This window comes from Sinomonas cyclohexanicum (genome assembly GCF_020886775.1).
Lineage (GTDB): Bacteria > Actinomycetota > Actinomycetes > Actinomycetales > Micrococcaceae > Sinomonas > Sinomonas cyclohexanicum.
Window position 1 is genome coordinate 3,505,956 of sequence record NZ_AP024525.1, and the last position, 25,950, is coordinate 3,531,905.

Sequence of the window (25,950 nt, forward strand, 5' to 3'; positions counted from 1 at the left end):
GGTACTCTAGACGAGTTGCTCCGGGGAGACTCGGGCGATGGATCGGGATGTAGCGCAGCTTGGTAGCGCGCTTCGTTCGGGACGAAGAGGTCGCAGGTTCAAATCCTGTCATCCCGACCAAGGGAAGGCCCCGCAGCCAACGCTGCGGGGCCTTTCGCTGTGCACCACCTGGAACGGCACGCCATCTGGAACTAATGGTGCGGCAGGACCGGATGAGTCCTGCCTCGACCGAAGCGATGCCGCATGGCCTTGTGGACGGCGTCGCCGATGACGACCCCGGGGATCGCGAGCGCGGCGATCACGAACCCTTCGAGCGGCGGTGGGGCCTGGCCGAGCACGGCTGCCACCGGGCCGATGAAGAGGAAGACCGCCAGAAGTGCGAGCTCCACGAGGATCGCCCAGAGGAGCATCCGGTTGCCAGTCCACGAGAGCCTCCACGCGGACCGGCTCGCGCTGCGGCACGCATAGGCATTGGCGAGCTGCCCGAGCACCACGGCCGTGAATGCCGCCCCCGAGGCCGCGGCAATCACGCCCACCGGAGGCAGGTCCCCGCCCGGCCGCCAGCCACCGAGCCACAGGACCCACGCGAACGCGGCCATCTCGAAGACGACCTCCACCGGCCCGAGCACCGCGAAGACCCGGAACATCAGGCTCCCGTCCATGAGGTGGCGCCGCTCTGGGGGCCGCTTGAGGACCCCAGCACTCGGCTTCTCGCCGCCGAGGGCGAGCGCAGGCAGGAGGTCCGTCCCGATGTCCAGGCACAGGATCTGCAGGACTCCCAGGGCGAGTGGGAAGTGCCCCGCCGACAGCGCCCACACGACGAACGGCGTGAGCTCGGCAACGTTGTCGGTGAGGTGGTAGGTGAGGAAACGGCGGATGTTCGCGTAGGTGGCGCGGCCCTGCTCCACCGCGACGATGATGGTCGCGAAGTCGTCGTCGAGGAGCACGAGGTCTGCCGCATTGCGCGCCACGTCGGTCCCGCTGCGCCCCATGGCGACCCCGATGTCCGCCGCCTCGAGAGCGGGACCGTCGTTGACGCCGTCGCCCGTCATCGCGACGCAGTGCCCCCGCGCCTGCAGCGCGTGCGCGACGCGCAGCTTCTGCTCGGGCGTGACGCGGGAGATGACCACGCCGTCCCGGTCCAGGAGCGCGCCCAGCACCTGCTGGTCCTCCGGCAGGCTCGCACCCGAGAGGACGTCGTCGGGCCCTGCGGGGTGGTCGATCAGGCCGATCTCCCGGGCGATCGCCGCGGCCGTCATGGGATGGTCCCCAGTCACCATCGCGATCCTGATCCCCGCCTCGCGGGCCTGGCGGATGGCCCCGGCCACGGCGGGCCGGGGCGGATCGTGCAGCCCGACCAGACCGCGGAGCACCAGGTCCCGCTCAAGAACGACGGCGTCGGCCTCTCCCGCCGCCGCTGCGCGGACTTCCGCGCCGGTCATCCCGCGCGACGCTACCGCGAGGACCCTCAGTCCGCGCTGCGCAAGCGCTTCGATGGCGGCGTGCGCACGTCCGCGCCACCCGCCGTCGCCCGGCCCCTGGGCCTCCCCCCGGTCAGGGTGGCGCTCGGCGCGATCGTCGGCGCTGTGGTCGCCGATGCACAGGTCCAGCAGCACCTCGGGAGCACCCTTGACCCAGAGCTCCCCGGCCTCGGCCTCCCCCGGGAACGAACCGGCCCCCAGGACGGCGCTCTGCCGCTTCCGCTCGCCGTCGAACGCGAATCCCGCGATCGGCACGATCCCCTCGGCCTCACCGCCAAGCCGGCGATCGAGGGCCGTCAGCGCGGCCTCCATGGGGTCGCCGACGGCGCGCCACTCGCCGTCGTGGGACACTCGATGTCGCCCTGCGAGGCCGCACGTGCACCGGCCGCGAGCTGCGCCGCGGCCGCGACGGCGCCGGCCGGGCCGTCGACCGCCGCCTCGGGGGCGTACCCGGGCCCCTCGATGGCCACCGACCCCGCAGGCGTCCAGACCTCGACGGCCCCCATCCGGTTCTGGGTGAGCGTCCCGGTCTTGTCGGTGCAGATGAAAGTGGTGGACCCGAGCGTCTCCACAGCCTCGAGGTTGCGCACGAGCGCATGCCTCCGGCTCATCCGCTGGGCACCCATGGCAAGCGAGAGGGTGACCGTGGGGAGGAGCCCCTCGGGGACCAGCGCCACCGTGACACCGATCGCGAACAGGAACGCGCCGGCAAGCGGGTTGCCGATGAGGAGCGAGACGAGGAAGAACGCGGCCCCCACCGTGACGGCGACGATCGCGATGATCTTCACGATCCGCCTGAGCTCGAGATCAAGCGGGCTGGGCGGGGGCTCGGCCCGCGTGGTGAGGCGGGCGATCTCAGCGAGCCGCGTCGATGTGCCCGTCGCGGTGACGCGACCGACGGCGTCTCCCGCAGCGACGAAGGTGCCGCCGGCTCCCGCCTCGCCCGCCCCGCGCGGCACAGGCACACTCTCGCCGGTCAGCATGGACTCGTCGACAGAGACGCCGGAGGCCTGCAGGAAGTCGAGGTCTGCGGGGATGCGGTCGCCGGCCGTCAGCAGCACGATGTCTCCGGGGACGAGCTCGGCCGCGTCGACCACGGTGGTCCGCCCATCGCGCCGGACTTGGACGTTGCTCGGCAAGAGCTCCCGGAGCTTCGCCGAGGCCCGTTCTGCCCGTGCCTCCTGGAAGAACGCGAAGAGCCCGTTGATGACCACCACCGCGGCGATGGCCCAGCCCAGCTCGGGCATGCCGGCGACGAAGGCGAGAATCGAGGCGGCCCACAGCATGAGGGCGAAGAAGTGCGCCAACTCCGCCCCGAGCCGAAGCCACCATGGTCGCGCCTTCTCGCGCGGAAGGCTGTTGGGGCCGAACTGCCTGCGGAGCTCCCCCACGGCACGGGTGCCGAGGCCGTCCGCCACGGTCATTCCCGAGGCTGGCCGCACGCGGCCGGGCGGGACGGCCTGGCGGCCAGAGGAGACGCTCACGGACCACATTCTGGTGCCCAGAGGGGCCATCCGGAAGGGGCCTAGTACCTGCACGCACGACAGCCCCGGACCGTGCGGCCCGGGGCATGCGCATCAGATCCTAGGGAGCCCGCCCTAGAGATCACATCGGATAGCTCACATCGGGTCGGGCCAGTTGCCGATTCCCCCCTGGGGCGACACCTGCATGGGGTCGGGCAAGTTGCCGATGGCCACCGGAGCCTTCATGGGGTCCGGCCAATTGCCGATGGCCTGGACCCGCATCGGGTCGGGCCAGTTGCCGATCGCCGTCGGCGCGCCGGCAACGCCCGATACCGCGAGGGCGCCTCCCACCGCAAGCGCTGCAATCAGTTTCTTGAGCATCTTCTTGTCCTTGAATTCTGTCGCGTGATGACGCGGGACTGGGTGCGTGTTTCCGGGCGGAGCATGCTTTGTCGTGATTGACATGCCTAGTAAAATATCTTCCACATGGCCTGTCAAGGAGAGCCGCCGCCTTCGGGACGCCTCCTGATGGGCTGCGGCACACACAGCAACCCGGGGTTCGAACGGTCTCGGGAGGGGGCCAGGAGGTCAACGTGGGTAGTGGATTCGGCGAGAAACTGCGTGCTGAGAGGCTCGAGCGCGGGCTGACGCAGGCAGAGCTCGGCAAGGACCTGTACTCACCGAGCTACATCTCGCTGCTCGAGACCGGTCGCCGTGAGCCGACGGCGGAAGTCATCCAAGAACTGGCCCGGCGGCTCCAGCTCGCGCCCAAGGCCCTCGAGGCGTGGAGCCAGCCCGTCAGCGCCAACGACGCCGAATATGTCCTCGCAGGGCTCTACGCCCGCCAGGCATGGGACCTCCGCGACTACGCGCAGGCCGCCACCCACGCCGCCACGGCCGCCCAGTTTGCCCTCGACGGGAAGAACAACAGCGCGTGGTGGAACATGACATACATGCAGGCCGAGTGCCTCATGAAGCAGGGCGAGCTCGCCGAGTGCCAGCGGATCGTCCAGCACCTCCTCGAGCACCCGATCGTGGCGGAGTCCGCCGGCCTCGCGGTGCGCGCCCGTCAGATGCTCGCGGCGGTCTGCCACGGGCTCGGCCAGCTGGGCACTGCCGTCGAGCACGCCCGTGAGGCCGTCCGCCTGGGCGCCCAGCTGCCGCCGGGATCCACGATCTACATCGGCGCCCTCCGGGCCCTCATCGGCGCCCTCGCGGAGAGCGGCCGCCTTGACGAGGCGTGGGACCAGTGCCGCATCCTCGCGACGCTCGTCGACGAGGACTCGATGGGCCAGCTCGCAGGCGAGGTCGAGTGGGTCATCGGGAATGTCGCGTTCATGCGCGCCGACTATGAGGAGGGCGTCAAGCACCACGAGCGTGCGGCCAAGCTCCTCTCCCCCGCCAATGACATCGAGCTGTGGGCCCGCTTCAACAAGGCCTCGGCCGCCGTGCGCCTCTCGGGCGGGATCATCGAGCCCGAGACTCTCGCGGCGATCGAGCGCGCCGAGCTCGCGCTGAGCATCGTGGGCGGATCACGGGCCGAACAGCTCGAGGTGATGTTCATCCGGGCGCGCTGGCTGTACCTCAACGGCCAGATCCCCGAGGCCATCGAGCTCCTGCGGACCATCTACGCGGAGAAGTCCGCGCTGGGGCGGCACACGGCCGGCGAGGTGGCGCTCCTCTACGGCCGTGCCCTGAAGGCCCTGGGCCAGAATGAGGAGGCCCTCGAGCTCCTGAAGGACGCCCGCGAGCAGTTCAGCTACGCGGGCGCCTCAGACAAGGTTCAGCAGACGATGGACGCAATCCTGGAGATCCGGCTCGCCGCGCAGCGCGCAGAGCGAGGCGCGGAGAAGAGCGGCGCCCAGGAGACCGTCGGGAAGGGCGCCGCCAGCTGACCCGTCAGCTGAACGTGCGTCCCGTGAGCCGCTCGTACGCCTCGACGTAGCGCGCCCGGGTGCGCGTGACGACGTCGTCCGGCAGCACCGGGGCCTCCTCGCCGGAGGCCCGGTCCCAGCCGGATTCGTCGGAGGTCAGCCAGTCACGGACAAACTGCTTGTCGAACGAGGGCTGGGCGTGGCCGGGCTCCCACGAGGCGGCGTCCCAGAACCGCGAGGAGTCCGGGGTGAGGACCTCGTCGCCGAGCGTGATGATCCCCGAGGCCGGGTCCACGCCGAACTCGACCTTGGTGTCCGCGAGGATGATCCCCCGCTCCCGCGCGATCCGCTCTGCCTCGCGGTACAGCTCGAGTGTGAGGTCGCGCAGCTGGGCGGCGGCCTCGTCGCCCACCATGCCGGTCACGTCCTCGTAGGTGATGTTCTCGTCGTGCTCACCGAACTCCGCCTTCGCCGAGGGGGTGAAGATTGCCTCCGGCAGGCGCGAGCCGTCCACGAGGCCCTCGGGAAGCGGGATCCCGCACACGGTGCCGGACTCGCGGTACTCGAGCAGACCGGAGCCGGTGAGGTACCCGCGGGCGATGCACTCGACCGGGTACATCTCGAGTCGACGGCAGATCATCGCGCGGCCCACGACCTCGGCGGGGACTCCGTCGTCGACCGTGGAGCCGATCACGTGGTTGGGCACGTTGAGCTGCTCGAACCACCACAGGCTCATCTGCGTGAGGATGCGGCCCTTGTCGGGGATCGTGCTCGCCAGGACGTAGTCGTAGGCGGAGATGCGGTCGCTCGCGACGACGAGGACCTCACCGGACTCGCCCGGTCCGGCCTCCGCGGGCTCATACAGGTCGCGAACCTTGCCCGAGTAGATGTGCCGCCACCCCGGCAGATCGAGGACCTCGGTCGTGTAGCCCTTCGTGTTCTCGCTGGTCATCACTCGGCTCCCGTTCCGGCGCTGTTCTGGGCGCCCGTCGACACGCCGGGCACGCTCACGCCGCCCCGCGCCGCCTTAGCGGCGATGTCTCGGCGGTACTGGCCGCCGTCGAGCTTGATCAGCTCGATCCCCTCGTAGGCCTTCTCGCGGGCGTGCGTGAGATCCTCGCCGAGCGCCACGACGGCGAGCACACGCCCGCCGGCGGAGACGACCTTGCCGTCGTCGGACAGCTTCGTGCCGGCGTGGAGGACGTGCACGCCCTCGAGCGCCGCGGCCTTCTTAAGGCCGCGGATGCGGTCGCCGGTACGCGGCGTGTCCGGGTAGTTCTCTGAGGCGAGCACGACGGCGACCGCCGCCTCGGGCGCCCAGCGCAGAGTCTCGGCCTGGTCGAGACGGCCGGTCGCGGCCGCGAGGAGGAGGCCGCCGAGCGGCGTCATGAGCCGGGCGAGGACGGCCTGGGTCTCGGGGTCGCCGAACCGGGCGTTGAACTCGATGACGCGGGTTCCGCGCGATGTGAGGGCGAGGCCGCAGTACAGCACGCCGACGAACGGCGTGCCGCGCTGGGCCATCTCGTCGACGGTCGGCTGCGCGACGCGCTCGATCACCTCGTCGACGAGGCCCGCGGGCGCCCACTCGAGCGGCGTGTACGCGCCCATGCCGCCGGTGTTGGGGCCCTCGTCGTTGTCGAAGATGCGCTTGAAGTCCTGCGCCGGGGCGAGCGGGACCACGGTGCGGCCGTCGGAGAGGACGAACAGGGAGACCTCGGGGCCGTCGAGGAACTCCTCGATCACCACGGACCCGCCCGCGTCGAAGCATGCCTGGGCGTGGGCGAGGGCCGCGTCCCGGTCGGATGTCACGACGACGCCCTTGCCGGCGGCCAGCCCGTCGTCCTTCACCACGTAGGGGGCGCCGAACGTGTCGAGGGCGTCCGCGGCCTCCTCGGCATTGACCGCCACGCGCGCCATCGCGGTCGGCACGCCGGCCTCGGCCATGACCTGCTTCGCGAATGCCTTGGACGCCTCGAGCTGGGCGGCGGCCTTGCTCGGCCCGAACACGGGGATGCCGGCCGCGCGGACGGCGTCAGACACGCCCGCCGCGAGCGGGGCCTCCGGCCCCACCACCACGAGGTCCACGCCGAGCGTCTCCGCGAGCGCCGTGACGGCCGCAGGGTCGTTGGCGTTGACGGGGTGGGTGGGGACCACCTGGGCGATGCCGGCGTTGCCCGGGGCGGAGTGCACCTCGGTGACGCTCGGATCGGCGAGGAGGGAGCGTACGATGGCGTGTTCGCGGCCACCCGGGCCGATCACGAGAACCTTCACGCCCCAAGGGTATCGGGACGGCCCCGCGCGGCGCACCCGCCGGTGGGTTGGCGGCTTCATGCGTGTACGCGCACATAAACTGGGGACCATGGACCACGCAACCTTCTCGGCGGACGACTCCGTCGAGCTCGCCGTGATCGAGCGCAGCGGCTTCATCGAGTCGCGCCATCTGGGCTCCGCGCTGGTGATGGCCGGGGACGGCTCGGTGGTCACGGAGCTCGGCGACATCCGCACTCCCGTGTTCGCGCGGTCCACTCTCAAGCCGTTCCAGGCGCTCGCGTCCATGCAGGCGGGCGTCCCGCTCAGGGGCACCCAGGTGGCCGTCGCGTGCGCGTCCCACACGGGGTCGCTGGACCACATGGACGTGGTCGAGGGCATGCTCGGCGCGGCCGGACTGCGCGAGGCGGACCTCCTCTGCCCGCCGGACTGGCCGACCGACGAGAACGCCCGCGGCTGGCTGGTCCGCGCGGGCCACGGCAAACGGCGGCTCGCGTACAACTGCTCGGGCAAGCACGCGGCGTTCCTGTGGGCGTGCGTGGAGAACGGCTGGGACCGTCGCAGCTACCTCGAGCCGAACCATCCGCTCCAGCAGCGGGTCCGGGCCACGATCGAGGAGTACGCCGAAGAGCTCATCGCGCACCTCGGGATCGATGGATGCGGCGCCCCCGTCGCCGCGCTCTCGCTGCACGGCCTGGCCCGCGCCTACTCGCGCCTCGCGAAGGCCCCCGGCGACCAGGGCGCGAACGCCCGTGCCGCGACGATCGCCACGTCGATGCTGGACTACCCGTGGGCCGTCCAGGGCCGCGACCAGCCGAACACGATCGTCATGGAGGAGCTCGGCGTCCTGGCCAAGGTCGGCGCCGAGGGCCTCGTCGTCCTCGCCACGCCCCAGGGCGCCACGGCGGCAGTCAAGGTCCTCGACGGGAACGTCCGCGCCACGACCCTTGTGGCCCTGACCATGCTCGCGGCCGCGGACGCGGTGGACGTCGCAGACGTGGCGCGGGTCCTCGAGCGGGTCGTCGAGCCGGTCATGGGCGGCGGGCGGCAGGTGGGCCGCATCCGCCTCGGCCGCGCCGTGTCGGCGCTGCTGGACTAGATTCACGCAACCCCAGGAGGCACGCAGATGGCTGTCCGCCGCAGGATCGCGCACGACGACGGGCGCGCGGCCGTCGCCGTGTGGCGCGCCGCGCGCTCGGCGACGTCCGAGCGCGAGGAGGGCGTCGCCGTCGTGCGCCAGGAGGTGCCGCGTCAGACCGTGGCGACCGCGGTGCGGTACCTCCTCGAGGAGCTCGCGGAGCGCGCGCCGGGGAACTCTGTCGAGGTGCGGGTGCCGCCGTTCGGGGTGGCGCAATGCGTCGAGGGGCCGCGGCACACGCGCGGGACTCCGCCCAACGTCGTCGAGACCGACGCCGAGACGTGGCTGGGGCTTGCGACCGGGATGCTCGCGTGGCCGGAGGCGCTGGCGTCGGGGAAGCTCAGCGCGTCCGGCATCCGCACGGACCTGAGCGAGTTCCTCCCGCTGGGGTAGCCGGTCTGGGGCGCACTATCCGCGGCCCACGAACGGCATGCCCGAGGCCGTGATGAGCAGGCTGCCCACGCTGGCCTCGCGCGGGAGGGACGCCATGAAGGCGACCGCGTTGGCGGCCTCCTCGACCGCGAACGTCGGCTCGACGCGGCGCGAGCCGTCCGCCTGGAGTGCGCCCTCGCCGACGCTGAGCCCGTGCATCATCTCGGTCCGCGTGTTGCCGATGTCGATCTGCCCGGCCGTGATGCCGTAGGGCCGGCCGTCGAGTTCGATGCTCTTCGTCAGGCCCGTGATGGCGTGCTTCGTGGTGGTGTACGCCACGGACCGGGGGCGCGGCGCGTGCGCCGAGATCGAGCCGTTGTTGATGATCCGGCCGCCCTGGGGCTCCTGCGCCTTCATGGCCCGGAACGCCGCGGCCGCGCACAGGAAGCTGCCCGTGAGGTTGACCGCAACGGTGGACTCCCAGCCGGCCATGTCGATCTCGCCCACGTCGCCGGAGGGCCCGAACGTGCCCGCGTTGTTGAACAGAACGTCCACCCGGCCGAAGGCGCGCAGCGTCTCGGCGAAGAGGCGGTCGACGTCGTCGGGCCGGGTCACGTCGCACGGCACCACGAGCGCGGGCGGGCCATCGCCGGCGCCGGAGGCGAGGCCCGAAGTGCCACCGACTGTCTCGGTCAGCGCGTCCTCGCGCCGGCCGGCGAGCGCCACGCGCCAGCCGTCGTCAAGGAGCCTGAGCGCCACCGCTCGGCCGATCCCGCTGCCGGCACCCGTCACGACGGCGACGCGCCGCGCGTGCTCGTTCTCTCCCATGTGGCCTCCCGATCGTCACGGACTTGACGTGCGTCACGCTGACCCTGCACGCTAGTTTCACATTACAGTATTTTGTTTCCGCAATACGAAATGAGAGCGGAGCCAATCCACCCAGACCCGGGCGCGGTACCCCGCGCAGAAAGAGGTTGGACGTGTTGACTGGAGAGCCTACCCAGTTCCTCGGCGCCCGATTCCATGGCGCCGAGTTCCATGGCGGCGGTGCCGCCCTGGACCGCGACCCCGAAGAGACCGCCGAGTGGATCGAGTCCTTCGATTCGCTCGTGTCCGAGCAGGGCACCGAGCGGGCCCAGTTCATGGTCAAGAGCATCCTGCAGCGCGCGGGCGCCCAGAGCGTCGGCGTGCCCATGGTGCACACCACGGACTACGTGAACACCATCCCCGCGGACCAGGAGCCCGCGTACCCCGGCGACGAAGAGGTCGAGCGGCGGTACCGGGCGTGGATGCGCTGGAACGCAGCCGTCCTCGTGCACCGGGCCCAGCGGCCCGGCGTCGGCGTGGGCGGGCACATCTCGACCTACGCGGGCGCCGCGACGCTCTACGAGGTGGGCTTCAACCACTTCTTCCGCGGCAAGGACCACCCCGGCGGCGGCGACCAGGTCTTCTTCCAGGGCCACGCCTCCCCCGGCATGTACGCCCGCGCCTTCATGGAAGGGCGCCTGACCGAGGAGGACCTCGACGGCTTCCGGCAGGAGAAGTCCCGCGAGGGCCACGCCCTCTCCTCCTACCCGCACCCGCGGCTCATGCCGGAGTTCTGGGAGTTCCCCACGGTGTCCATGGGCATCGGGCCGATGAACGCGATCTACCAGGCCCAGTCGAACCGGTACCTGCACAACCGCGGGATCAAGGACACCTCGGACCAGCACGTGTGGGCCTTCCTCGGCGACGGCGAGATGGACGAGCCCGAGTCGCGCGGCCTCCTCCAGCTCGCAGCCAACGAGGCCCTGGACAACCTCACGTTCGTCGTCAACTGCAACCTCCAGCGCCTCGACGGGCCGGTGCGCGGCAACGGCAAGGTCATGCAGGAGCTCGAGGCGTTCTTCCGCGGAGCGGGCTGGAACGTCATCAAGGTCGTGTGGGGCCGCGAGTGGGACTCGCTGCTCGCGCGCGATGACAACAACCAGCTCGTCAAGATCATGAACGAGACCCCGGACGGCGACTACCAGACCTACAAGGCCGAGAACGGTGCCTTTGTCCGCGACCACTTCTTCGGCAAGACGCCGGAGACGAAGGAGCTCGTCGCGGACCTGACCGACGAGCAGATCTGGAACCTCAAGCGCGGCGGCCACGACTACCACAAGGTGTACGCCGCCTACCGCGCCGCCGTGGAGCACAAGGGCCAGCCCACCGTGATCCTCGCCAAGACCGTGAAGGGCTACGGCCTGGGACCGCACTTCGAGGGCCGCAACGCGACCCACCAGATGAAGAAGCTCACGCTCGAGGACCTCAAGGACTTCCGCGACTACCTCCGCATCCCGATCACAGACGAGCAGCTCGAGGCCAACCCCTACGAGCCGCCCTACTACCACCCCGGATTCGAGGCGCCCGAGATCCGGTACCTGCTCGCCCGCCGTGCCGAGCTCGGCGGCGCGGTGCCCCAGCGGCGCAAGGAGCATGCCGCCGCCGTGCTTCCCGAGCCGAAGGCGTACGAGGTCGCCAAGCGCGGGTCGGGGAAGCAGCAGGCCGCCACCACGATGTCCTTCGTGCGGCTCCTCAAGGACCTCATGCGGGACAAGGGCTTCGGCCGGCGGATCGTGCCGATCGTTCCCGACGAGAGCCGCACGTTCGGCATGGACGCGTTCTTCCCCACCGCGAAGATCTACAACCCGGGCGGCCAGAACTACCTGTCCGTGGACCGTGACCTGGTCCTCGCATACAAGGAGTCGCCGGCCGGGCAGCTCATCCACCCCGGCATCAACGAGGCCGGTGCCGTCGCCGCGTTCACCGCCGCCGGGACCGCGTACGCCACCCACGGCGAGCCGCTCCTGCCGATCTACGTGTTCTACTCGATGTTCGGCTTCCAGCGCACCGGCGACTCGTTCTGGGCGGCCGGGGACCAGATGGCGCGCGGGTTCATCATCGGCGCCACCGCCGGGCGCACCACGCTCACGGGCGAGGGGCTCCAGCACGCCGACGGCCACTCCCCGCTCCTGGCGGCGACCAACCCCGCCGTTATGACCTACGACCCGGCGTACGGCTACGAGATCGGGCACATCGTGCGGGCGGGCATCGAGCGGATGTACGGCGCCGCTGGTACCCCCGGAACCACCGCAGATCCGAACGTCATGTACTACCTCACGGTGTACAACGAGCCGATCGTCCAGCCGGCCGAGCCGGAGGGCCTCGACGTCGACGCGCTGCTGAAGGGCATGTACCGGCTGCCGTCGGGTGGCGCGGGCGGAGCGGACGACGCCGCCTCGCGCCTCGCCGCCGATGCCCCGCGCGCGCAGCTGCTCGCCTCGGGCGTGGCCGTGCCGTGGGCGCTCGAGGCGCGCCGCATCCTCGCCGAGGACTGGGGTGTCGCGGCGGACGTGTGGAGCGTGACGAGCTGGACGGAGCTGCGCCGCGAGGGCCTCGCCGCCGAGGAGCAGGCGTTCCTGCACCCCGAGCTCGAGGCGCCGGCGCCCTTCGTGACCCAGCAGCTCGCGGGCACGTCCGGGCCGGTCGTGGCCGTCACGGACTACAACAAGTCCGTGCCGGACCAGATCCGCCAGTTCGTGCCGGGCGACTACGCGGTGCTCGGCGCCGACGGGTTCGGCTTCTCGGACACGCGAGCGGCTGCGCGCCGATTCTTCAAGATCGACGCGCACTCCGTGGTGGTCCGCACCCTGGCCGAGCTCGCCCGCCGCGGCGAGGTGCCGGCGTCGGCGGCGCGCGACGCGATCGGGAAGTACCGTCTGCTCGACGTGAACGCGGGAACGACCGGCGGCGCGGGCGGCGACAGCTGATATGGAGTGAGCTGCTGTCAAGTGGGCAGGGTGAGGCGCCGCCGGGAGGAGGTCCCGGCGGCGCCTCTGTGCTTCGCTGGAGGGGGTGGTCGGCGAGCGTGTCGTTGGCGACGCGCGGTCAGGCTGATATGCGCGGATTGGCTACCGCAGGACGGTGGTTCGGCTGGAGTCGGTCCGCGTGTCTAGGAGCGAACGTGGGCCCCCTCTGGGGTGCCTGTTCATAGCTGTGCCGCGGGTGGCTCCACGCGCTGCCGCCGACCTCTGTGGGATCCGGCGAAGCGGTCTGTGGGCGGCGGGGGTCAGTCGTCGTCCATGACTGCCAGCGACCAGCACCACCCGGCCAGCTCGCGGGCGATTGCGACGTTGGCCACGGTGGGGCGCTTGCGCCGCTCGAGGAAGCCCACCCACCTCTCGTGCAGGCGCCGGTTGCCCTCATCGCCGCGCACGCGGGCCGCGGCCGGGGCCAGGTCCCATCGGTCGCGCATGGTCTTGCCGGCCACATACCGGGCCCGGTGGTGCCAGGCGGCCTCCACCAGGAGCCTGCGGACGTGGGCGTTCCCGGTCTTGGTGATCGGCCCCTGCGCCCGGGAGGCGCCGGAGGAGTGCTCCGAGGGCGTCAGGCCGACGAAGGAACCGATCGTGGCCCCAGTGAACCGGCGCCAGTCCCCGATCTCCACCGCGAGGGCGAACCCCGTCAGGGTACTGACCCCGCGCAGGCAGCCCAGCCGGTGCACGAGCGGGGCGAACTCGCTGACGGCGGCGAGCTGCCCGATCGCGGCATCGAGCCGGTCGCGGCGGGCCCTGACCGTCAGCACCGCCTCGTAGTCGGAGTCGAACGCCATCCTGGTCGCCGGGGACAACAGCTGAGGAAGTGCCTCCTTCCGAAGCCAGACGTCGTGGGCCCCCGTCCAGGCGTCCCCGCCGTCATAGACAATCCCATACCGCAGGAGCAGCTTGGAGAGCCGGTGCCGGGCCCGCATCAGGTCCCCGCGGCAGTCCTCCCTCGCCCGCACCAGATCCCGGGCGGACTCCTGCGCCACGGTCGGGACCGCGACCGGGGTGACCTCGTCCAGGCGCAGCAGCCTGGCCAGATGCACCGCGTCCCGGGAATCGGTCTTGACCCGGTCCCCCGACGGGCGCTGCAGCCTGGACGGGGCGGCGACCACGCACCTGACTCCCTGTGAGGTCAAGGCCCTCGAAAGTCCGAATCCCGTCGGGCCGGCCTCGTAGACCACGGCGATCGGGCCCGGCAGGCCGGCGAGCCATCCGCTGATGGCCTCCTGGGACGGGGCAAGCCTGGTCTGCACCAGCTCGCCGGTCACCCCGTCGATCGCCGCCGCCGCGACCGAACGGGCGTGCACATCCAGACCAACACTCGTACGCTCAATGAACACCGGGGCCTCCCCACGCATGTCGGATAGGCCGGGCAGGGGACTCTGTCCGGTAACCCACGAATCTGCGCGAGAGAGGCCCCGGCCCGCAACCACCCACACAAGGCGGTCACTCCATACCGTCTAGCCCCGACGCGATAGACCGCCCCGCACACCGTCCTCTGGGCCTGGTTGGACAGTGTGCGGGGCCTTCGCGTCTCCGGGGCCGAAAGTCGCTCCGGCCATCTTCGTCGATGAACGCTCCTGTGAGATCACGGGATGATAACGCTTACGTTTCTGAACTGTTCTGATCGTTTTCGATCGCCTAACATTCTGGAATGTGATGTGGGTCATAGAAGCCCCGTCGTTCACATCCAGGAGAAGCAGATGAACACTTCCGGCAGCGGTTCCGCCTCCACGTTCCACCTCCCGCCCATGGATCGCCGGGCCGTTCTGAAGACGCTCGGCATCGGAGCCGTCGGACTCGCGGGCATACCCCTCCTCTCCGCGTGCACCGGAGGCTCGGCACCCGGCGGGGGCTCCTCTGGCTCGAAGACCATGTCCTTCGGGTCGGGCGCGTCGGACGACGTCCCCAAGCGCGCGTACCAGGCCGTGGTCGACGCGTTCCAGAAGAAGGAGGGCGCCACCGTCACGGTCAACACCGTCCCGCACAACGACTTCCAGAACAAGATCAACTCCTACCTCCAGGGCAGCCCGGACGACGCCTTCACATGGTTCGCGGGCTACCGCATGCAGTACTACGCGGGCAAGGGCCTCCTCGCGCCCATCGACGACGTCTGGGAGAAGATCGGCGGCAACTTCTCGGATGCCCTCAAGAAGGCCTCGACAGGGCCTGACGGAAAGATGTATTTCGTCCCGAACTACAACTACCCGTGGGGCTTCTTCTACCGGAAGAGCTTCTGGGCCGAGAAGGGCTATGCCGTCCCGAAGACCTTCGACGAGCTCAAGACCCTCGCCGCGAAGATGAAGTCGGACGGCATCATCCCCATCGGGTTCGCCGACAAGGACGGCTGGCCGGCCATGGGAACGTTCGACTACATGAACATGCGCCTCAACGGCTACCAGTTCCACGTGGACCTGTGCGCCCACAAGGAGTCCTGGAACCAGCCCAAGGTCCAGTCCGTCTTCGACACGTGGAAGGCGCTCCTCCCCTACCAGGACCCGGGCGCGCTCGGGCAGACCTGGCAGGATGCGGCCCAGTTCCTCGCCCAGAAGAAGACCGGCATGTACCTGCTCGGCTCGTTCGTGACCCAACAGTTCACGGACCCGACCGTGCTCGCGGACATCGACTTCTTCCCCTTCCCCGAGATCGCGGTCGAGGGCCAGGACGCCATCGAGGCACCGATCGACGGCCTCCTCCTGTCCAAGAAGGGCGGCCAGAACCAGACCGCGAAGGACTTCCTCGCGTTCATGGGCACCCCCGAGGCCCAGAACGACTACTACAACGTCGACAACTCGAACATCGCGACCGCGAAGGGCGCGGACACGTCGAAGTTCTCGCCGCTGAACAAGAAGTGCGCCGACGTGATCGCCAATGCCAAGCACATCAGCCAGTTCTTCGACCGCGACGCGCTGCCCGCCATGGCGAACAATGTGATGATCCCGGCCCTGCAGTCCTTCATCAAGGACGGCAGCGTGGACATCAAGAACCTCGAGTCCCAGGCGGCCGCGCTCTACGCGGCCCAGTAGGCCCGGACCCCAAGCGAACCTCGGCGCGGGCGGCCCTGAACCGCCCGCGCCGGCTCCTCCCACTGCAGGAAAAGCCATGCCATCAACCCGTCGCAAGGTCCGCCGGCTGTCCAAGCGGGACAAGATCGTCCTCGCCGTCATGGTCGCCGTGCCCACCCTCATCGAGCTGCTCTTCGTGTGGCTCCCGACCCTCTTCTCGATCGGCCTCAGCTTCACGCGCTGGAACGGCCTCGATCTCACCGACATCCGCCCCGCAGGCACGGACAACTACAAGTTCGTCTTCCAGGACTATCCACCGTTCTGGCCGGCAGTCGAGCACAACGTCCTCTGGCTCGTGTTCCTCGCCCTCATCGCGACGCCGCTCGGGCTGCTCCTCGCCGTCCTCCTCGACCAGAAGATCCGCGGCAGCCGGATCTACCAGAGCATCTTCTTCGTCCCCGTCATGCTCTCCCTCGCCCTCGTCGGCATCATCTGGCAGCTCTTCTACCAGCGCGACCACGGCCTGCTGAACTTCCTCCTCGGCACGTCCGGCACCCCGGCGGCAGTCGACTGGTTCGGGGACAGCAACGTGAACATCTGGGCCGCGCTCATCGCGGCCACGTGGCGCCACTCCGGCTACGTCATGCTGCTCTACCTGGCGGGCCTCAAGGGCGTCGACCCCGCCCTCAAGGAGGCTGCGGCCCTCGACGGCGCCAATGCGACGCAGACGTTCTTCCGGGTCGTGTTCCCCGCGATGCGCCCCATCAACATCATCATCGTGGTCATCACCATCATCGAGTCCCTGCGCGCGTTCGACATCGTCTATGTCATCAACCGCGGCACCAACGGCCTCGAGCTCATCTCAGCGCTCGTGATCCAGAACCTGGTCGGCGAGGGGCAGGTGATCGGCGTGGGCTCCGCTCTCGCCACCATCCTCCTCGTCATCTCCCTCGTCCCGATCACGTTCTACCTCTCCCGCACCTTCGGCAAGGAGGCCAAGGAATCATGACCGTCCTCACCACCCGCGTGAGCGGAGCCCAGGCCCCCGCAGGCCGGCCGGGCGGCAAGCCCAAGCGGCACTACGCGACGCACCTCGTCCTGCTCGTACTCGCGGTCATGTGGCTCCTTCCGCTGGCCTGGTCCCTCTACACCGCGCTGCGGCCCATCGAGTCGACCAACGAGCACGGCTACTTCAGCATCGCCGGACCCTACAACTTCGACAATTTCGTCACGGCGTGGAACCAGGGCGGCTTCACCCAGTACTTCTGGAACTCGTTCCTCATCACGGTCCCTGCGGTGCTCCTCACGCTGTTCTTCGCGTCCCTCATGGCCTTCGCGGTGAGCCGGGTGAGCTGGAAGTTCAACGTCACGCTGCTCATCCTCTTCACCGCCGGCAACCTGCTCCCGCCGCAGGTCCTCGCGGCCCCGCTGTTCCAGATGTTCAAGCAACTCAACGTCCCGTACTGGTTCTCCGACTCGGGCACCCTGCTGAACACGTACATCTCGGTCATCGTGGTGGACACGGCGTTCCAGATCGGCTTCTGCACGTTCGTCCTCTCGAACTACATGAAGGCGCTCTCCCAGGATCTGACGGAGGCCGCCCTCGTGGATGGCGCGGGCATCTGGACCCAGTACTGGTCCATCATCATGCCGCTCTGCCGGCCCGCGTTCGCCGCCCTGGGCACGCTCGAGGTCATCTTCATCTACAACGACTTCTTCTGGCCGCTCCTGTTCATCCAGAGCGGTGACCGCCTTCCCGTCACGACCGCGATCAACAACCTCCAGGGCGTGTTCCTGAGCAACTACAACCTGCTCGCCGCGGGCGCGACGATCACGGTCATCCCCACCCTGGTGATCTACCTCGTACTCCAACGACAATTCGTCGCGGGCCTGACCCTCGGTTCGAGCAAGGGGTAGCCATGCTGGCCGCCGCGCGGCATTCCGCGATTCTGGACGCCGTCCATGCCGAAGGCATCGTGAAGGTCGCCGACCTCGCGCAGCGACTCGGCGTGTCCACGGTGACCATCCGCCGCGACATCGACGCGCTCAGCGACTCCGGCCTCCTGACAAGGGTGCACGGCGGGGTCATGGCCCCGAGCGAGGGCGGAAGCCACGAGCCCGGATTCGCCCTCAAGTCCACCCAGAACCTCGAGGCGAAGGAGGCGATAGCCCGCGAGGCGGCCTCGCTCGTGGCGGAGGACATGGCGGTGGGCATCACCGCAGGCTCGACGACGTGGGTGCTCGCCAAGGCCCTCGCCGCCGGGCCGCGCATCACGGTCCTGACCAACTCGGTCCGGGCCATGGAGGCATTCGACGCCTCGCCGTCGGGCTCGACGGTCCTGCTCACGGGGGGCCAGCGGACACCGTCGGATGCCCTCGTGGGCCCTCTGGCGACGGCCTCGGTCCGCCGGCTCCACCTGGACGTGCTGTTCCTCGGGGTGCACGGCATGGACGAGCGCGCGGGCTTCACGACGCCGAACCTGCTCGAGGCGGAGACCAACCAGGCATTCGCCGCGACGGCGCGCCGGGTCGTGGTCGTGGCCGACCACAGCAAGTGGGGGGTCCAAGGCATCGGGAGCATCTGCGGCTTCGACGACGTGGACGCACTCGTGACGGACGGGGCCATGCCTGCCCACGCTCTCGGCATCCTCACCGAGAGGATCCCGACAGTGCGGGTCGCACCCTGAGCGTCGGCGATCCGCTGGCGCGTGACGACGGGGCCGGCGCGGCGCCTCAGGCCGGGGCGCCGCGCCGATCGCTTCCGTGCGGCATGATCGCGCGAACGAACGCGACCAGCTGGGCGACGATCCCGATGAACCCTCCGACGATGGCGACGACGAGCACGATCCTCACCACGAGCGCCCAATCGAAGGAGGTGTTGCCGAAGTCGAATGGGAAGACGTCCCAGATGCGGAATGTCGCCACGATCCCGAAGATGAGCACGACGATCTCACCGATCGCGCGGACCGCCCTCACGCCGACGAGCAGGTAGACCACATTGGCCACGAGGCCCGCAATCCAGGCGGCGTTGACAGCGCCCATGACCTCGGAGGTCCGGGGCGTGAGGAACGGGAGGATCCGCCATCCGGGCGCGACGTTGGCGAGGTACAGCAGCACGCCGATCACGATGATCGACGGCACCGCGCCTGCCCGCGCGGATCGTTCCCGATCTCCCCTGGCCATGGTCCCAGTGGACACCGTTCCGCCCCGCCGCGCGAGGGGCTTTCGTCCCGCGGCCCGGCTCAGGACGCACAACGGCCCCGCCTCCTCACGGGAGACGGGGCCGGCTGCTTCCAGAGGCCGCTCGGCTTCCGGCAGTCAGCGCGCGACGAACCAGTTCAGCACCGGGACCCGGGCGGCCCAGCCGCCCTTGCCCTCGTGGCGGTCCGTCCGGACCGCGATGTCCGGGTCGATGTTCGTCACCTTGGGGATGTAGCGCTCGGCCGGCTGCGGGAGGACCGCCGCCTCCCCTGCAGATGGACGCGTGATGGTCGTGGTGATGGACATGTCTCTCCCCTTTCCAGGTCGGTCGCTTCCGAGTTACTTTCATATCTCGGAAAACTTTTCTTGATACATGAAACTCTAGTGGGATACCAAGCAAGGGGTCAAGGGTTATCCGAGAACTCACACGCGCCCCACCCGGCGTCCAGGCCGTCGGCCTGGGCCTCAGGCCGGCACGGCCTGCGGCGCGGCAGGCAGCGCGAGCCCCGCGTCCTTCAGGGCCAGGTAGATCCGGTCCCGCGTGAACGGGGTCTGCGTGAACCGCAGCCCCGTCGCGGCGCGCAGCGCATTGGCCAGCGCCGGGGCCACGGGGTTGAACGGGCTCTCGCTCATCGACTTGGCCCCGAGCGGGCCCAGCTCGTCCGAGGTCTGCGCGAAGTAGACCTCGCTCCGCGGCACGTCTGCGAACGTGGGGATGTGGTACTGGCGCAGGATGTCCGTGGTCACCCGCCCGGTCCCATCGACCTGCACGTTCTCCCACAGCGCGGCCCCGAGCGCCTGCGCGATGCCGCCCTCGACCTGCCCCCGGCACTGCCGCGGATTCACGACCACGCCCGCGTCCGCGGCCTGGACGCTCTGCAGGATCTGCAGCTCGCCCGTGCCGCGGTGCACTGCCACGCGGAACCCGTGGACGTTGAACGCGACCGAGCGGGGCGTGCCACCCCAGCGGCCCTCCGCCTCGAGCACCGCCCCCCGCCGGTGGGCCTCGGCCGCGACGGCAACCAGACCGCCGTCGTGCGCGTGCTCCAGCCCGGCCCCGGACGCGAACTCGCGGATCCGCCGGCCGAGCTCTTCGGCCGCTGCGAGCGTCGCCTTGCCGGCCACGACGGTGCCGGTCGAGCCGAACGCCCCGGTGTCGTGGTCGGTGAGGGCGGTGTCCGCGTTGCGGAGCACGACGTCGCGCGCCCGCACCCCGAGGTCGGCGAGCGCCGTCGTGGCGAGCTGGACGTGCACGGTGCTCGTGCCGTTGCCGAACTCGGCTGTGCCCACGTCCAGCGCCACACGCCCGTCCGGCAGGAGCGCGATCCGCGAGTGCGCGTGGTGGCCGCGCGGCGGGACGGTGTCGATCATGGACAGCGCGGTCCCCTCCCCCACGAGCCACTCCGGGCCGAGGTCGGCGAGCGCCAGCACGGGCCCCTCGCCGAGCCGCGCCCCGCGGGAGCGCCCGCGCCTGAGCGCCTGGGTGACGAGCTGCACGCACTCCTCGAGGCCGTACGAGCCGTAGAGCACGTCCTCCTCCGGCTCGGGGCTCGAGGCAATCATGGGGTCACCCTTGCGGACCATGTTGCGCCGCCTGAACTGCAGGGGGTCCATGCCGATGCCCGCAGCGAGCTCGTCCACGACCGACTCGACCGCGAAGATCATCTGGCTCAGCCCGTATCCGCGGAACGCGCCGGCGGGCACGGTGTGGGTGTAGACGGCGCGGGCGTCGATCTTCTTGTTCGCGCACCGGTACACGGACACGGACTCGTTGCAGCCGTGGAACATGACGCCGGGGGCGTGGTTGCCGTACGCGCCGGTGTTCGTCGTGACGTCGAGGGCGAGGGCCGTGATGGTCCCGTCACGGCGGGCGCCGGCGCGGACGCTGATCTCGAACGGGTGTCGCGTGGTCGCGGCGGTGAACTGCTCGGTGCGGGTGAACTCGAGCTGCACCGGCCGGCCCAGGCGCAGTGCAGCGAGCGCGGCGACGTCTTCGGTCAGGATCTCCTGCTTGCCGCCGAACCCGCCGCCCACACGGCCTGTCACGACGCGCACGCGCTCCCGGCTGAGCCCGAAGATCCGGGCCAGGCTGCGCTGGACGAGGAACGGCACCTGGGTCGAGGAGCGGACGGTGAGCGTCCCGCCGTCGCGCGGGTCCCCCTCGGTCCACGCGATCGCGCAGTGCGTCTCGAGGGCAGCATGCTGCACCCGCTGGGTGCGGAACGTGTTCTCGTACACGAACTCGGCCTCCCTCAGGCCCGCTGCGACGTCGCCGACCTCGGAGTGCAGCTCCGCGACGATGTTCCGTGCGGGGTCCGCAATACGGCTCGTCTCCGCGTCCCTGTCCCCGTGCACCGGCACCGCGCCCGGCGCGAGCGCCTCGTCCGTGGTGAGGACGGCCGGCAGCACCTCGTAGTCCACGACGACGGCACGCACCCCCGCCTCGGCCGCCGCCACGGTCTCGCCCACGACGGCGGCGACCCGCTGCCCGACGAACCGCACCATGGTGCCGAACAGCTGCATGTCGTCGGGGTCGTCGGAGACCAGCTCGTGCTGGGCAGTCGAGTAGTACAGGCCCGGCGCGTCGGCCTGCGTGAGGACGGCCAGGACGCCCGGGACCGCGAGCGCCGCGGACGCGTCGATCGACCGGACGCGCGCGTGGGCGTGCGGGGAGCGGACCAGCTTGAGGTGCGCGAGCCCGGCCTGGCCGCCGGGGACCTCGTCCTCGGTGACATCGAGCGTGTACCGCTCGGCGCCGGTGACGATCCGCCGGCCCGCAAGCGCGGGGACGTCCTCGCCGAGCCGCCCGGACCCCGCCAGTGCGGCGGACGACGGCGCCTGGCCGCCGTCGCGGCGATCATCACCCGACGCCTCCGGCGGCGCGGCGGCGACCGCGTTCTCGATCGCCGCGTACCCCGTGCAGCGGCACAGGTTGCCCTTGAGGCTCCGCGGCAGGGTGGCGAGCTGCGCGTCGTCGAACGTCGCGGCCGTCATGACCATCCCCGCCGTGCAGAAGCCGCACTGGAAGCCCTGGGCGTCGACGAACTGCTGCTGCATGGGGTGCAGGCCCACGCCGGGGCCGTCCGCGGCGTGGCCGGCGCACGTCGCGGCGAGGCCCTCGATCGTAGTGACGGCGTGGCCCTCGGCGCGCACCGCCGGGTAGAGGCACGAGTGGACCGGGACGCCGTCCACGTGGACGGTGCACGCACCGCAGTCGCCGCCGTCGCAGCCCTTCTTGACCCCGAGCGCGCCCTCCTCGCGGAGGAACGTGCGCAGGCACTGTCCCGGGCGGGGCGTGCCCGCGGCGTCGTGGCCGTTGATCTCGATGGCCATCTCAGGCACTCTCCTCGGGGTCTTCGGTGGATTCGCACAGCTCGAGCCGGAGCTCCTCGGCGAGCCGGTAGGTCATGTCGCGGCGCCATGCGGGGTCGCCGTGGATGTCGTCGTGGTAGAGGTCCGCCGGGATGGCGGTGCCGATCGCGGCGGCGAGCCGGCCGGCGTCGGGCGCCTCATGGGCGCTGTCTCCTGGGAAACGGAGCTGCACGGGGCGCTTCGTCGACGCGGTCACCGTGAGCACGAACTGCCCGTCCCGGTCCCGCCGCCCGATGAGCAGCACGCCCGAGCGCCCGCGGTTGCTCAGCGACAGCCGCCGGAACGCGGTCCGGGCGGCCAGCGCGTGCGCGGGGAGGCGGACCGAGCGGATGAGCTCGCCGGGGGTCAGCGCGTTGACTGCGTCGCCGGTGACGAGCTCAGCGACCGGCATCTCGCGCACGGTGCCGCCGGGCCCCCACAGCGTCGCGACGCCGTCGAGACCCGCGGCGAGGGACGTCATCGGCCCCGCGGGCAGGGACGTGGCGATGTTGCCGCCCACGGTCGAGAGGTTCCAGATCTTGAACGACGCCACGAACGCGTCGCAGCACGGGCGCACGACGGCGAGCCCCGGCCACCGCTGCACCGCGGCGCCTGCGGGATCACCCAGATCCCACAGGCGCGCGATCGTGCAGGTGGCTGCGAGGGTGATGCCGCCACTGTCCTCGGTCACCGGCTCCCAGCCGGCGGAGGTGAGGTCGAGGAGGCGGCGCAGGGTCTGGCTCCCGTAGGAGAAGAGGACGGTGCCCCCCGCGAGCCAGGCGTCGCCCTCGCACCAGGCGTCAGGGTCGGCGGTGGGGACGTAGGCCTCGATCGTGTTCATGTCCATGCCGGGGCCTCCCGCGGGCGGGACTGGGATGATCTGGTGGGCCGGGCGACTCCCCCACGTCTGGGGGTCACCTCCCGGAGGTCACCTCCTGTGGGTTCCGCGTGGATCCGGCCCTCGCGGTCCCGCAGAGGCCGGCCGCTCGCGCCCGGGTGCCTCGTCGCGACGACCTCGGCGAGGATCGAGACGGCCACCTCGGCGGGGGTCGTGGCCCCGAGATCCAGGCCGATCGGCGAACGCAGCCGGCCGAGGTCGACGGGACCGTGGCCGGCCTCGAGGAGCGCGGCGATGCGCTGCTCGTGGCTGCGCCTCGAGCCCATCGCACCGAGGTAGGCGAGGTCGAGGCCGAGGGCCAGGTCCAAGAGCGGGACATCGAACTTGGGGTCGTGGCTCAGGACAGCGACCGCCGTGCGCGCGTCGAGCCGGCCCGCCTCCGCCTCGGCGGCGAGGTACTCATGGGGCCAGGCCGTGACGACCTCGTCCGCGCACGCGAACCGCGCTTGGGCCGTGAACGCCGCGCGGGCGTCGACGAGCGTCACCCGGTAGCCCAGCAGCTTGGCGGCCGGGACGAGCGCTGCGCCGAAGTCGTTGGCCCCGATCACGATGAACCGCGGCGCCGGCAGCCGCGACTCGACCAGCAGCCGCACGCCCTGATCGGGCCGTGCCCCAGCGAGATCGGGGCCCGCGCACCCGCCCTCCGGCCCGACGACCACGACCCCGGTCATCCCCTGCGCGAGCACGGGTGCGACGAGCACCGCAGCGCGCGCGGCCATGGCCGGCTCGCCCGGGAACAGCGGCGCGAGCGCCGCGGCCAGCGCCTCCCCCGCGGTCGGCGCGCCGAGCAGCACGAGGTGCGTGCCGGCGTCGTGCGTCGAACCGTTCGGATCGATTGAATCGATTGAATCCAACCGGCGCACGACGGCGGTCGCCTCCTCGGGCGCGCAGCCCGCCGGCGTGCCGGCCGGATCAGCGGCATCCGGCACAGTCGAACCGAGCCGCGCGATGTGCACCTCGAGCTCGCCGCCGCACGTGAGGCCGGCGGCGAACGCGTCCTCGGCGCTGTAGCCGAAGCGCTCGATCCGGGCGCCGCCGCCGTCGAGGACGTCCAGGGCCGCGGCGACCACCGCGCCCTCGACACATCCGCCGGACAGACTGCCGAGGATGCGGGGCGCGCCGTCGGCGGCGCCGTCGGGCGCAAGGCACCGGGCCACAAGCATCGACGTGCCGACGGGACGCGGCACGGAGCCGGTCGCGGAGACGACGGTGGCGACGGCGCACGGCGCCCCGCGGGAGGTGCGCTGCCACGCGGGCAGCGAGGTCAGGAGCTCGATCATCGCTCCCCCTTTCCCGGCCGCTGGGCCGGAGGTCCCCGGCGCGCGGCCGGAGAGGGTCTGTAGGTCAATGGTGCGCCCGCGGGGGCCCGGAGCGTCACATCCGGGGGCCCCGCGGGCGCGGTCTGGGGGCGGACGCGGTCTGGGGGCGGGCGCGGCGCCCACCGGCGCCCAGCGCCTACGCGCCGACGAGAGCGCCGAGCGGCCCGCGCACGAAGTACACGATGAAGCCCGCCGCCACGATCCACATGAGCGGGTGGACCTTCCGCACCTTGCCGGTGCAGGCCTTGACGAGCACCCAGGTCACGAAGCCCACGCCGATGCCGTTGGCGATCGAGTACGTGAGCGGCATCGTGACGATCGTCAGGAACGCCGGCAGTGCCACGTGGAACTTGTGGAAGTCGATCTCGCGGATCTGCCCGGCCATCATCGTGCCGACCACCACCAGCGCGGCGGAGGCGACCTCGAGCGGCACCACGGACGTGAGCGGCGTGAGGAACATGGCGCCGAGGAACAGCGCGCCGGTCACCACAGAGGCGAGGCCCGTGCGGGCACCCTCGCCGATCCCGGCCGCGGAGTCCACGTAGACGGTGTTGGACGAGCCGGACGTCGCCCCGCCCAGCACGGCGCCGAAGCCCTCGATGATGAACGCGCTCTTCAGGCGCGGGAACGTCCCGTCCTTCTTGGCCACGCCCGCGCTCTTCGCGAGGCCCGTCATGGTGCCCATCGCGTCGAAGAAGTTCGTGAACACGAGGGTGAAGACGAGCGTGATGGCGGCGAGGGCGCCGACCCGCTGGAACGCGCCGAACAGGTCCACGTGCCCCACGAGGCCCAGATCCGGGACCGCAAGGATCTGGCCCTGCAGGACCGGGGTGTTCAGGTGCCACCCGTCGGGGTTGTTCGGGCCCGAGGGGCCGAGGTGCCAGATGGCCTCGACCACGGCCGCAAGGATCGTCGTGGCGACGATGCCGATCAGGAGCCCGCCCTGGACCTTCCGCGCAACGAGAATGCCCATGAGCAGGAGCCCGATGACGAACACGAGCGTGGGGAGCGTGGTGATCGAGCCATCGTGGCCCAGCTGCACGGGCGGCCCGGCGGGGGTCCGCGTGACGAACCCGGAGTCCACGAACCCGATGAACGCGATGAACAGGCCGATCCCTACCGTGATCGCCGCCTTGAGCTCCTTCGGCACGGCGCGGAAGATCGCGGTGCGCGCCCCCGTCACGCCGAACAGGACGATCAGGACGCCGTTGATCACCACGAGGCCCATCGCTTCGGGCCACGAGACTTCCTTGACCATCGCCACCGCGAGGAAGAACGAGTTGATCCCCAGGCCGGCGGCGAGACCGAACGGGAGGTTCGCGACGATGCCGAAGATGATGGTCAGCACGCCGGCCGTGAGGCCCGTGACCGCGCCGACCTGCGCCGCGGGGAGGAACGCGCCGGTGACGTCCGTGGGAGCGGAGTCGGCGCTGAAGCCGCCGAGGATGAGCGGGTTCAGGACCACGATGTACGCCATCGTGAAGAACGTGACGAGCCCGCCGCGGATCTCCCGCGACACCGTGGACCCGCGCTGGGTGATGTGGAACAGGCGGTCCAGGAGCCGGGGCGCCGGCCTGGTCTCCTTGGGCTCCTCTGGAGCCCCCGGCGCACGACGGCGCGTGGTCCCCGCAGCCGGGGACGGCGCCTGGGCGGGGCCCGGCACTCCGGCGGGGGCCGGCGTCGTGCGCGGTGCGGGTTCGAGCTCGTCGGTGAGGGTCTGCTGCATGGTCAT

Annotated in this window: 21 protein-coding genes and 1 tRNA gene; 9 read left to right on the forward strand and 13 right to left on the reverse strand. The window is 70.8% G+C overall.

Going from position 1 to position 25,950, the window contains the following annotated elements:
- The first annotated feature begins 43 nt into the window (after positions 1-43).
- Positions 44-120: transfer RNA gene (locus tag SCMU_RS16570), tRNA-Pro, on the forward strand.
- Positions 121-191: 71 nt separating this feature from the next.
- Here the strand turns inward: SCMU_RS16570 and SCMU_RS21205 are convergent.
- From SCMU_RS21205 to SCMU_RS16580, 3 genes are all read right to left on the reverse strand, one after another.
- Positions 192-1,832: a cation-translocating P-type ATPase gene (locus SCMU_RS21205; protein ID WP_338027565.1), complete on the reverse strand. Its 1,641-nt coding sequence runs from the start codon at positions 1,830-1,832 to the stop codon at positions 192-194.
- Positions 1,778-2,965, reverse strand: coding sequence for an HAD-IC family P-type ATPase (locus tag SCMU_RS21210; protein ID WP_338027566.1), 1,188 nt, complete (start codon positions 2,963-2,965; stop codon positions 1,778-1,780). Before SCMU_RS21210 ends, SCMU_RS21205 begins: the two co-directional genes overlap by 55 nt.
- 135 nt (positions 2,966-3,100) lie before the next feature.
- Complete coding sequence (locus SCMU_RS16580) at positions 3,101-3,325, reverse strand: hypothetical protein (protein ID WP_229230200.1); 225 nt, start codon at positions 3,323-3,325, stop codon at positions 3,101-3,103.
- 212 nt (positions 3,326-3,537) lie between these two features.
- On the opposite strand from SCMU_RS16580, the gene SCMU_RS16585 reads away from it, so the two are divergent.
- The gene (locus SCMU_RS16585) at positions 3,538-4,839 is read left to right on the forward strand and encodes a helix-turn-helix domain-containing protein (RefSeq protein ID WP_229230201.1); all 1,302 of its coding nucleotides are present in this window, start codon (positions 3,538-3,540) and stop codon (positions 4,837-4,839) included.
- Between the two features lie 4 nt (positions 4,840-4,843).
- On the opposite strand, the gene SCMU_RS16590 is transcribed toward SCMU_RS16585, so the two are convergent.
- Both SCMU_RS16590 and purD read right to left on the reverse strand, forming a co-directional pair.
- Entirely contained in the window at positions 4,844-5,770 is a 927-nt protein-coding gene (locus SCMU_RS16590; protein WP_229230202.1) for a phosphoribosylaminoimidazolesuccinocarboxamide synthase, read from the reverse strand.
- Positions 5,770-7,089 carry a phosphoribosylamine--glycine ligase gene (purD, locus tag SCMU_RS16595; protein WP_229230203.1) on the reverse strand — a complete coding sequence of 440 codons (1,320 nt, stop codon included), beginning with the start codon at positions 7,087-7,089 and terminating at the stop codon, positions 5,770-5,772. The genes SCMU_RS16590 and purD overlap by 1 nt, the downstream gene beginning before the upstream one ends.
- An 88-nt stretch (positions 7,090-7,177) precedes the next feature.
- Here purD and SCMU_RS16600 point away from each other — a divergent pair, with 88 nt between their 5' ends.
- Both SCMU_RS16600 and SCMU_RS16605 read left to right on the forward strand, forming a co-directional pair.
- Positions 7,178-8,185: an asparaginase gene (locus SCMU_RS16600; protein ID WP_229230204.1), complete on the forward strand. Its 1,008-nt coding sequence runs from the start codon at positions 7,178-7,180 to the stop codon at positions 8,183-8,185.
- A gap of 27 nt (positions 8,186-8,212) precedes the next feature.
- Complete coding sequence (locus tag SCMU_RS16605) at positions 8,213-8,617, forward strand: sterol carrier family protein (protein WP_229230205.1); 405 nt, start codon at positions 8,213-8,215, stop codon at positions 8,615-8,617.
- Positions 8,618-8,632: 15 nt separating this feature from the next.
- Here SCMU_RS16605 and SCMU_RS16610 read toward each other — a convergent pair whose 3' ends face one another.
- Positions 8,633-9,424: an SDR family oxidoreductase gene (locus tag SCMU_RS16610; RefSeq protein WP_229230206.1), complete on the reverse strand. Its 792-nt coding sequence runs from the start codon at positions 9,422-9,424 to the stop codon at positions 8,633-8,635.
- Positions 9,425-9,570: 146 nt separating this feature from the next.
- Between SCMU_RS16610 and aceE the strand changes: the two genes are divergently transcribed.
- Positions 9,571-12,390, forward strand: a complete 2,820-nt coding sequence (gene aceE, locus SCMU_RS16615) for a pyruvate dehydrogenase (acetyl-transferring), homodimeric type (protein ID WP_443020166.1) — start codon at positions 9,571-9,573, stop codon at positions 12,388-12,390.
- Between the two features lie 299 nt (positions 12,391-12,689).
- Here the strand turns inward: aceE and SCMU_RS16620 are convergent, their stop codons facing one another.
- Entirely contained in the window at positions 12,690-13,784 is a 1,095-nt protein-coding gene (locus tag SCMU_RS16620; RefSeq protein WP_229229519.1) for an IS110 family RNA-guided transposase, read from the reverse strand.
- A gap of 363 nt (positions 13,785-14,147) precedes the next feature.
- Between SCMU_RS16620 and SCMU_RS16625 the strand changes: the two genes are divergently transcribed.
- The 4 genes from SCMU_RS16625 (at position 14,148) to SCMU_RS16640 (ending at position 18,136) form a co-directional block, all read left to right on the forward strand.
- Entirely contained in the window at positions 14,148-15,470 is a 1,323-nt protein-coding gene (locus tag SCMU_RS16625; protein ID WP_229230207.1) for an ABC transporter substrate-binding protein, read from the forward strand.
- Positions 15,471-15,546: 76 nt separating this feature from the next.
- Positions 15,547-16,458 carry a carbohydrate ABC transporter permease gene (locus SCMU_RS16630; protein ID WP_229230208.1) on the forward strand — a complete coding sequence of 304 codons (912 nt, stop codon included), beginning with the start codon at positions 15,547-15,549 and terminating at the stop codon, positions 16,456-16,458.
- Positions 16,455-17,366, forward strand: a complete 912-nt coding sequence (locus SCMU_RS16635) for a carbohydrate ABC transporter permease (RefSeq protein ID WP_229230209.1) — start codon at positions 16,455-16,457, stop codon at positions 17,364-17,366. Before SCMU_RS16630 ends, SCMU_RS16635 begins: the two co-directional genes overlap by 4 nt.
- Positions 17,367-17,368: 2 nt before the next feature.
- The gene (locus tag SCMU_RS16640) at positions 17,369-18,136 is read left to right on the forward strand and encodes a DeoR/GlpR family DNA-binding transcription regulator (RefSeq protein WP_229230210.1); all 768 of its coding nucleotides are present in this window, start codon (positions 17,369-17,371) and stop codon (positions 18,134-18,136) included.
- Between the two features lie 46 nt (positions 18,137-18,182).
- Here the strand turns inward: SCMU_RS16640 and SCMU_RS16645 are convergent, their stop codons facing one another.
- The 6 genes from SCMU_RS16645 to SCMU_RS16670 all read right to left on the reverse strand — a co-directional run bounded on the left by SCMU_RS16645 (position 18,183) and on the right by SCMU_RS16670 (position 25,950).
- A complete protein-coding gene (locus SCMU_RS16645; protein ID WP_229230211.1) occupies positions 18,183-18,632 on the reverse strand; it encodes a hypothetical protein in 450 nt (149 codons plus the stop codon).
- A 135-nt stretch (positions 18,633-18,767) separates the two neighbouring features.
- Positions 18,768-18,956 (reverse strand): hypothetical protein, encoded by a 189-nt coding sequence (locus tag SCMU_RS16650; protein WP_229230212.1) that lies wholly within the window; start codon positions 18,954-18,956, stop codon positions 18,768-18,770.
- 159 nt (positions 18,957-19,115) lie between these two features.
- Positions 19,116-21,983: a molybdopterin-dependent oxidoreductase gene (locus SCMU_RS16655; RefSeq protein ID WP_229230213.1), complete on the reverse strand. Its 2,868-nt coding sequence runs from the start codon at positions 21,981-21,983 to the stop codon at positions 19,116-19,118.
- 1 nt (position 21,984) lies between these two features.
- Positions 21,985-22,848 carry an FAD binding domain-containing protein gene (locus SCMU_RS16660; RefSeq protein WP_229230214.1) on the reverse strand — a complete coding sequence of 288 codons (864 nt, stop codon included), beginning with the start codon at positions 22,846-22,848 and terminating at the stop codon, positions 21,985-21,987.
- Entirely contained in the window at positions 22,839-24,179 is a 1,341-nt protein-coding gene (locus SCMU_RS16665) for an XdhC family protein (RefSeq protein WP_229230215.1), read from the reverse strand. The genes SCMU_RS16660 and SCMU_RS16665 overlap by 10 nt, the downstream gene beginning before the upstream one ends.
- Positions 24,180-24,354: 175 nt before the next feature.
- A complete protein-coding gene (locus tag SCMU_RS16670; RefSeq protein ID WP_229230216.1) occupies positions 24,355-25,950 on the reverse strand; it encodes an NCS2 family permease in 1,596 nt (531 codons plus the stop codon).

What these genes read in the sequence shown, in the direction of transcription:
- SCMU_RS16670 (WP_229230216.1), bottom strand. Translation starts at nt 25,950, where the DNA reads ATGACCATGCAGCAGACCCTCACCGACGAGCTCGAACCCGCACCGCGC.
- SCMU_RS16645 (WP_229230211.1), bottom strand. Translation starts at nt 18,632, where the DNA reads ATGGCCAGGGGAGATCGGGAACGATCCGCGCGGGCAGGCGCGGTGCCG.
- SCMU_RS16650 (WP_229230212.1), bottom strand. Translation starts at nt 18,956, where the DNA reads ATGTCCATCACCACGACCATCACGCGTCCATCTGCAGGGGAGGCGGCG.
- SCMU_RS16660 (WP_229230214.1), bottom strand. Translation starts at nt 22,848, where the DNA reads ATGGACATGAACACGATCGAGGCCTACGTCCCCACCGCCGACCCTGAC.
- SCMU_RS16610 (WP_229230206.1), bottom strand. Translation starts at nt 9,424, where the DNA reads ATGGGAGAGAACGAGCACGCGCGGCGCGTCGCCGTCGTGACGGGTGCC.
- SCMU_RS16635 (WP_229230209.1), top strand. Translation starts at nt 16,455, where the DNA reads ATGACCGTCCTCACCACCCGCGTGAGCGGAGCCCAGGCCCCCGCAGGC.
- SCMU_RS16655 (WP_229230213.1), bottom strand. Translation starts at nt 21,983, where the DNA reads ATGGCCATCGAGATCAACGGCCACGACGCCGCGGGCACGCCCCGCCCG.
- SCMU_RS16580 (WP_229230200.1), bottom strand. Translation starts at nt 3,325, where the DNA reads ATGCTCAAGAAACTGATTGCAGCGCTTGCGGTGGGAGGCGCCCTCGCG.
- SCMU_RS16640 (WP_229230210.1), top strand. Translation starts at nt 17,369, where the DNA reads ATGCTGGCCGCCGCGCGGCATTCCGCGATTCTGGACGCCGTCCATGCC.
- SCMU_RS16600 (WP_229230204.1), top strand. Translation starts at nt 7,178, where the DNA reads ATGGACCACGCAACCTTCTCGGCGGACGACTCCGTCGAGCTCGCCGTG.
- SCMU_RS16625 (WP_229230207.1), top strand. Translation starts at nt 14,148, where the DNA reads ATGAACACTTCCGGCAGCGGTTCCGCCTCCACGTTCCACCTCCCGCCC.
- SCMU_RS16630 (WP_229230208.1), top strand. Translation starts at nt 15,547, where the DNA reads ATGCCATCAACCCGTCGCAAGGTCCGCCGGCTGTCCAAGCGGGACAAG.
- SCMU_RS16665 (WP_229230215.1), bottom strand. Translation starts at nt 24,179, where the DNA reads ATGATCGAGCTCCTGACCTCGCTGCCCGCGTGGCAGCGCACCTCCCGC.
- SCMU_RS16605 (WP_229230205.1), top strand. Translation starts at nt 8,213, where the DNA reads ATGGCTGTCCGCCGCAGGATCGCGCACGACGACGGGCGCGCGGCCGTC.
- SCMU_RS16590 (WP_229230202.1), bottom strand. Translation starts at nt 5,770, where the DNA reads ATGACCAGCGAGAACACGAAGGGCTACACGACCGAGGTCCTCGATCTG.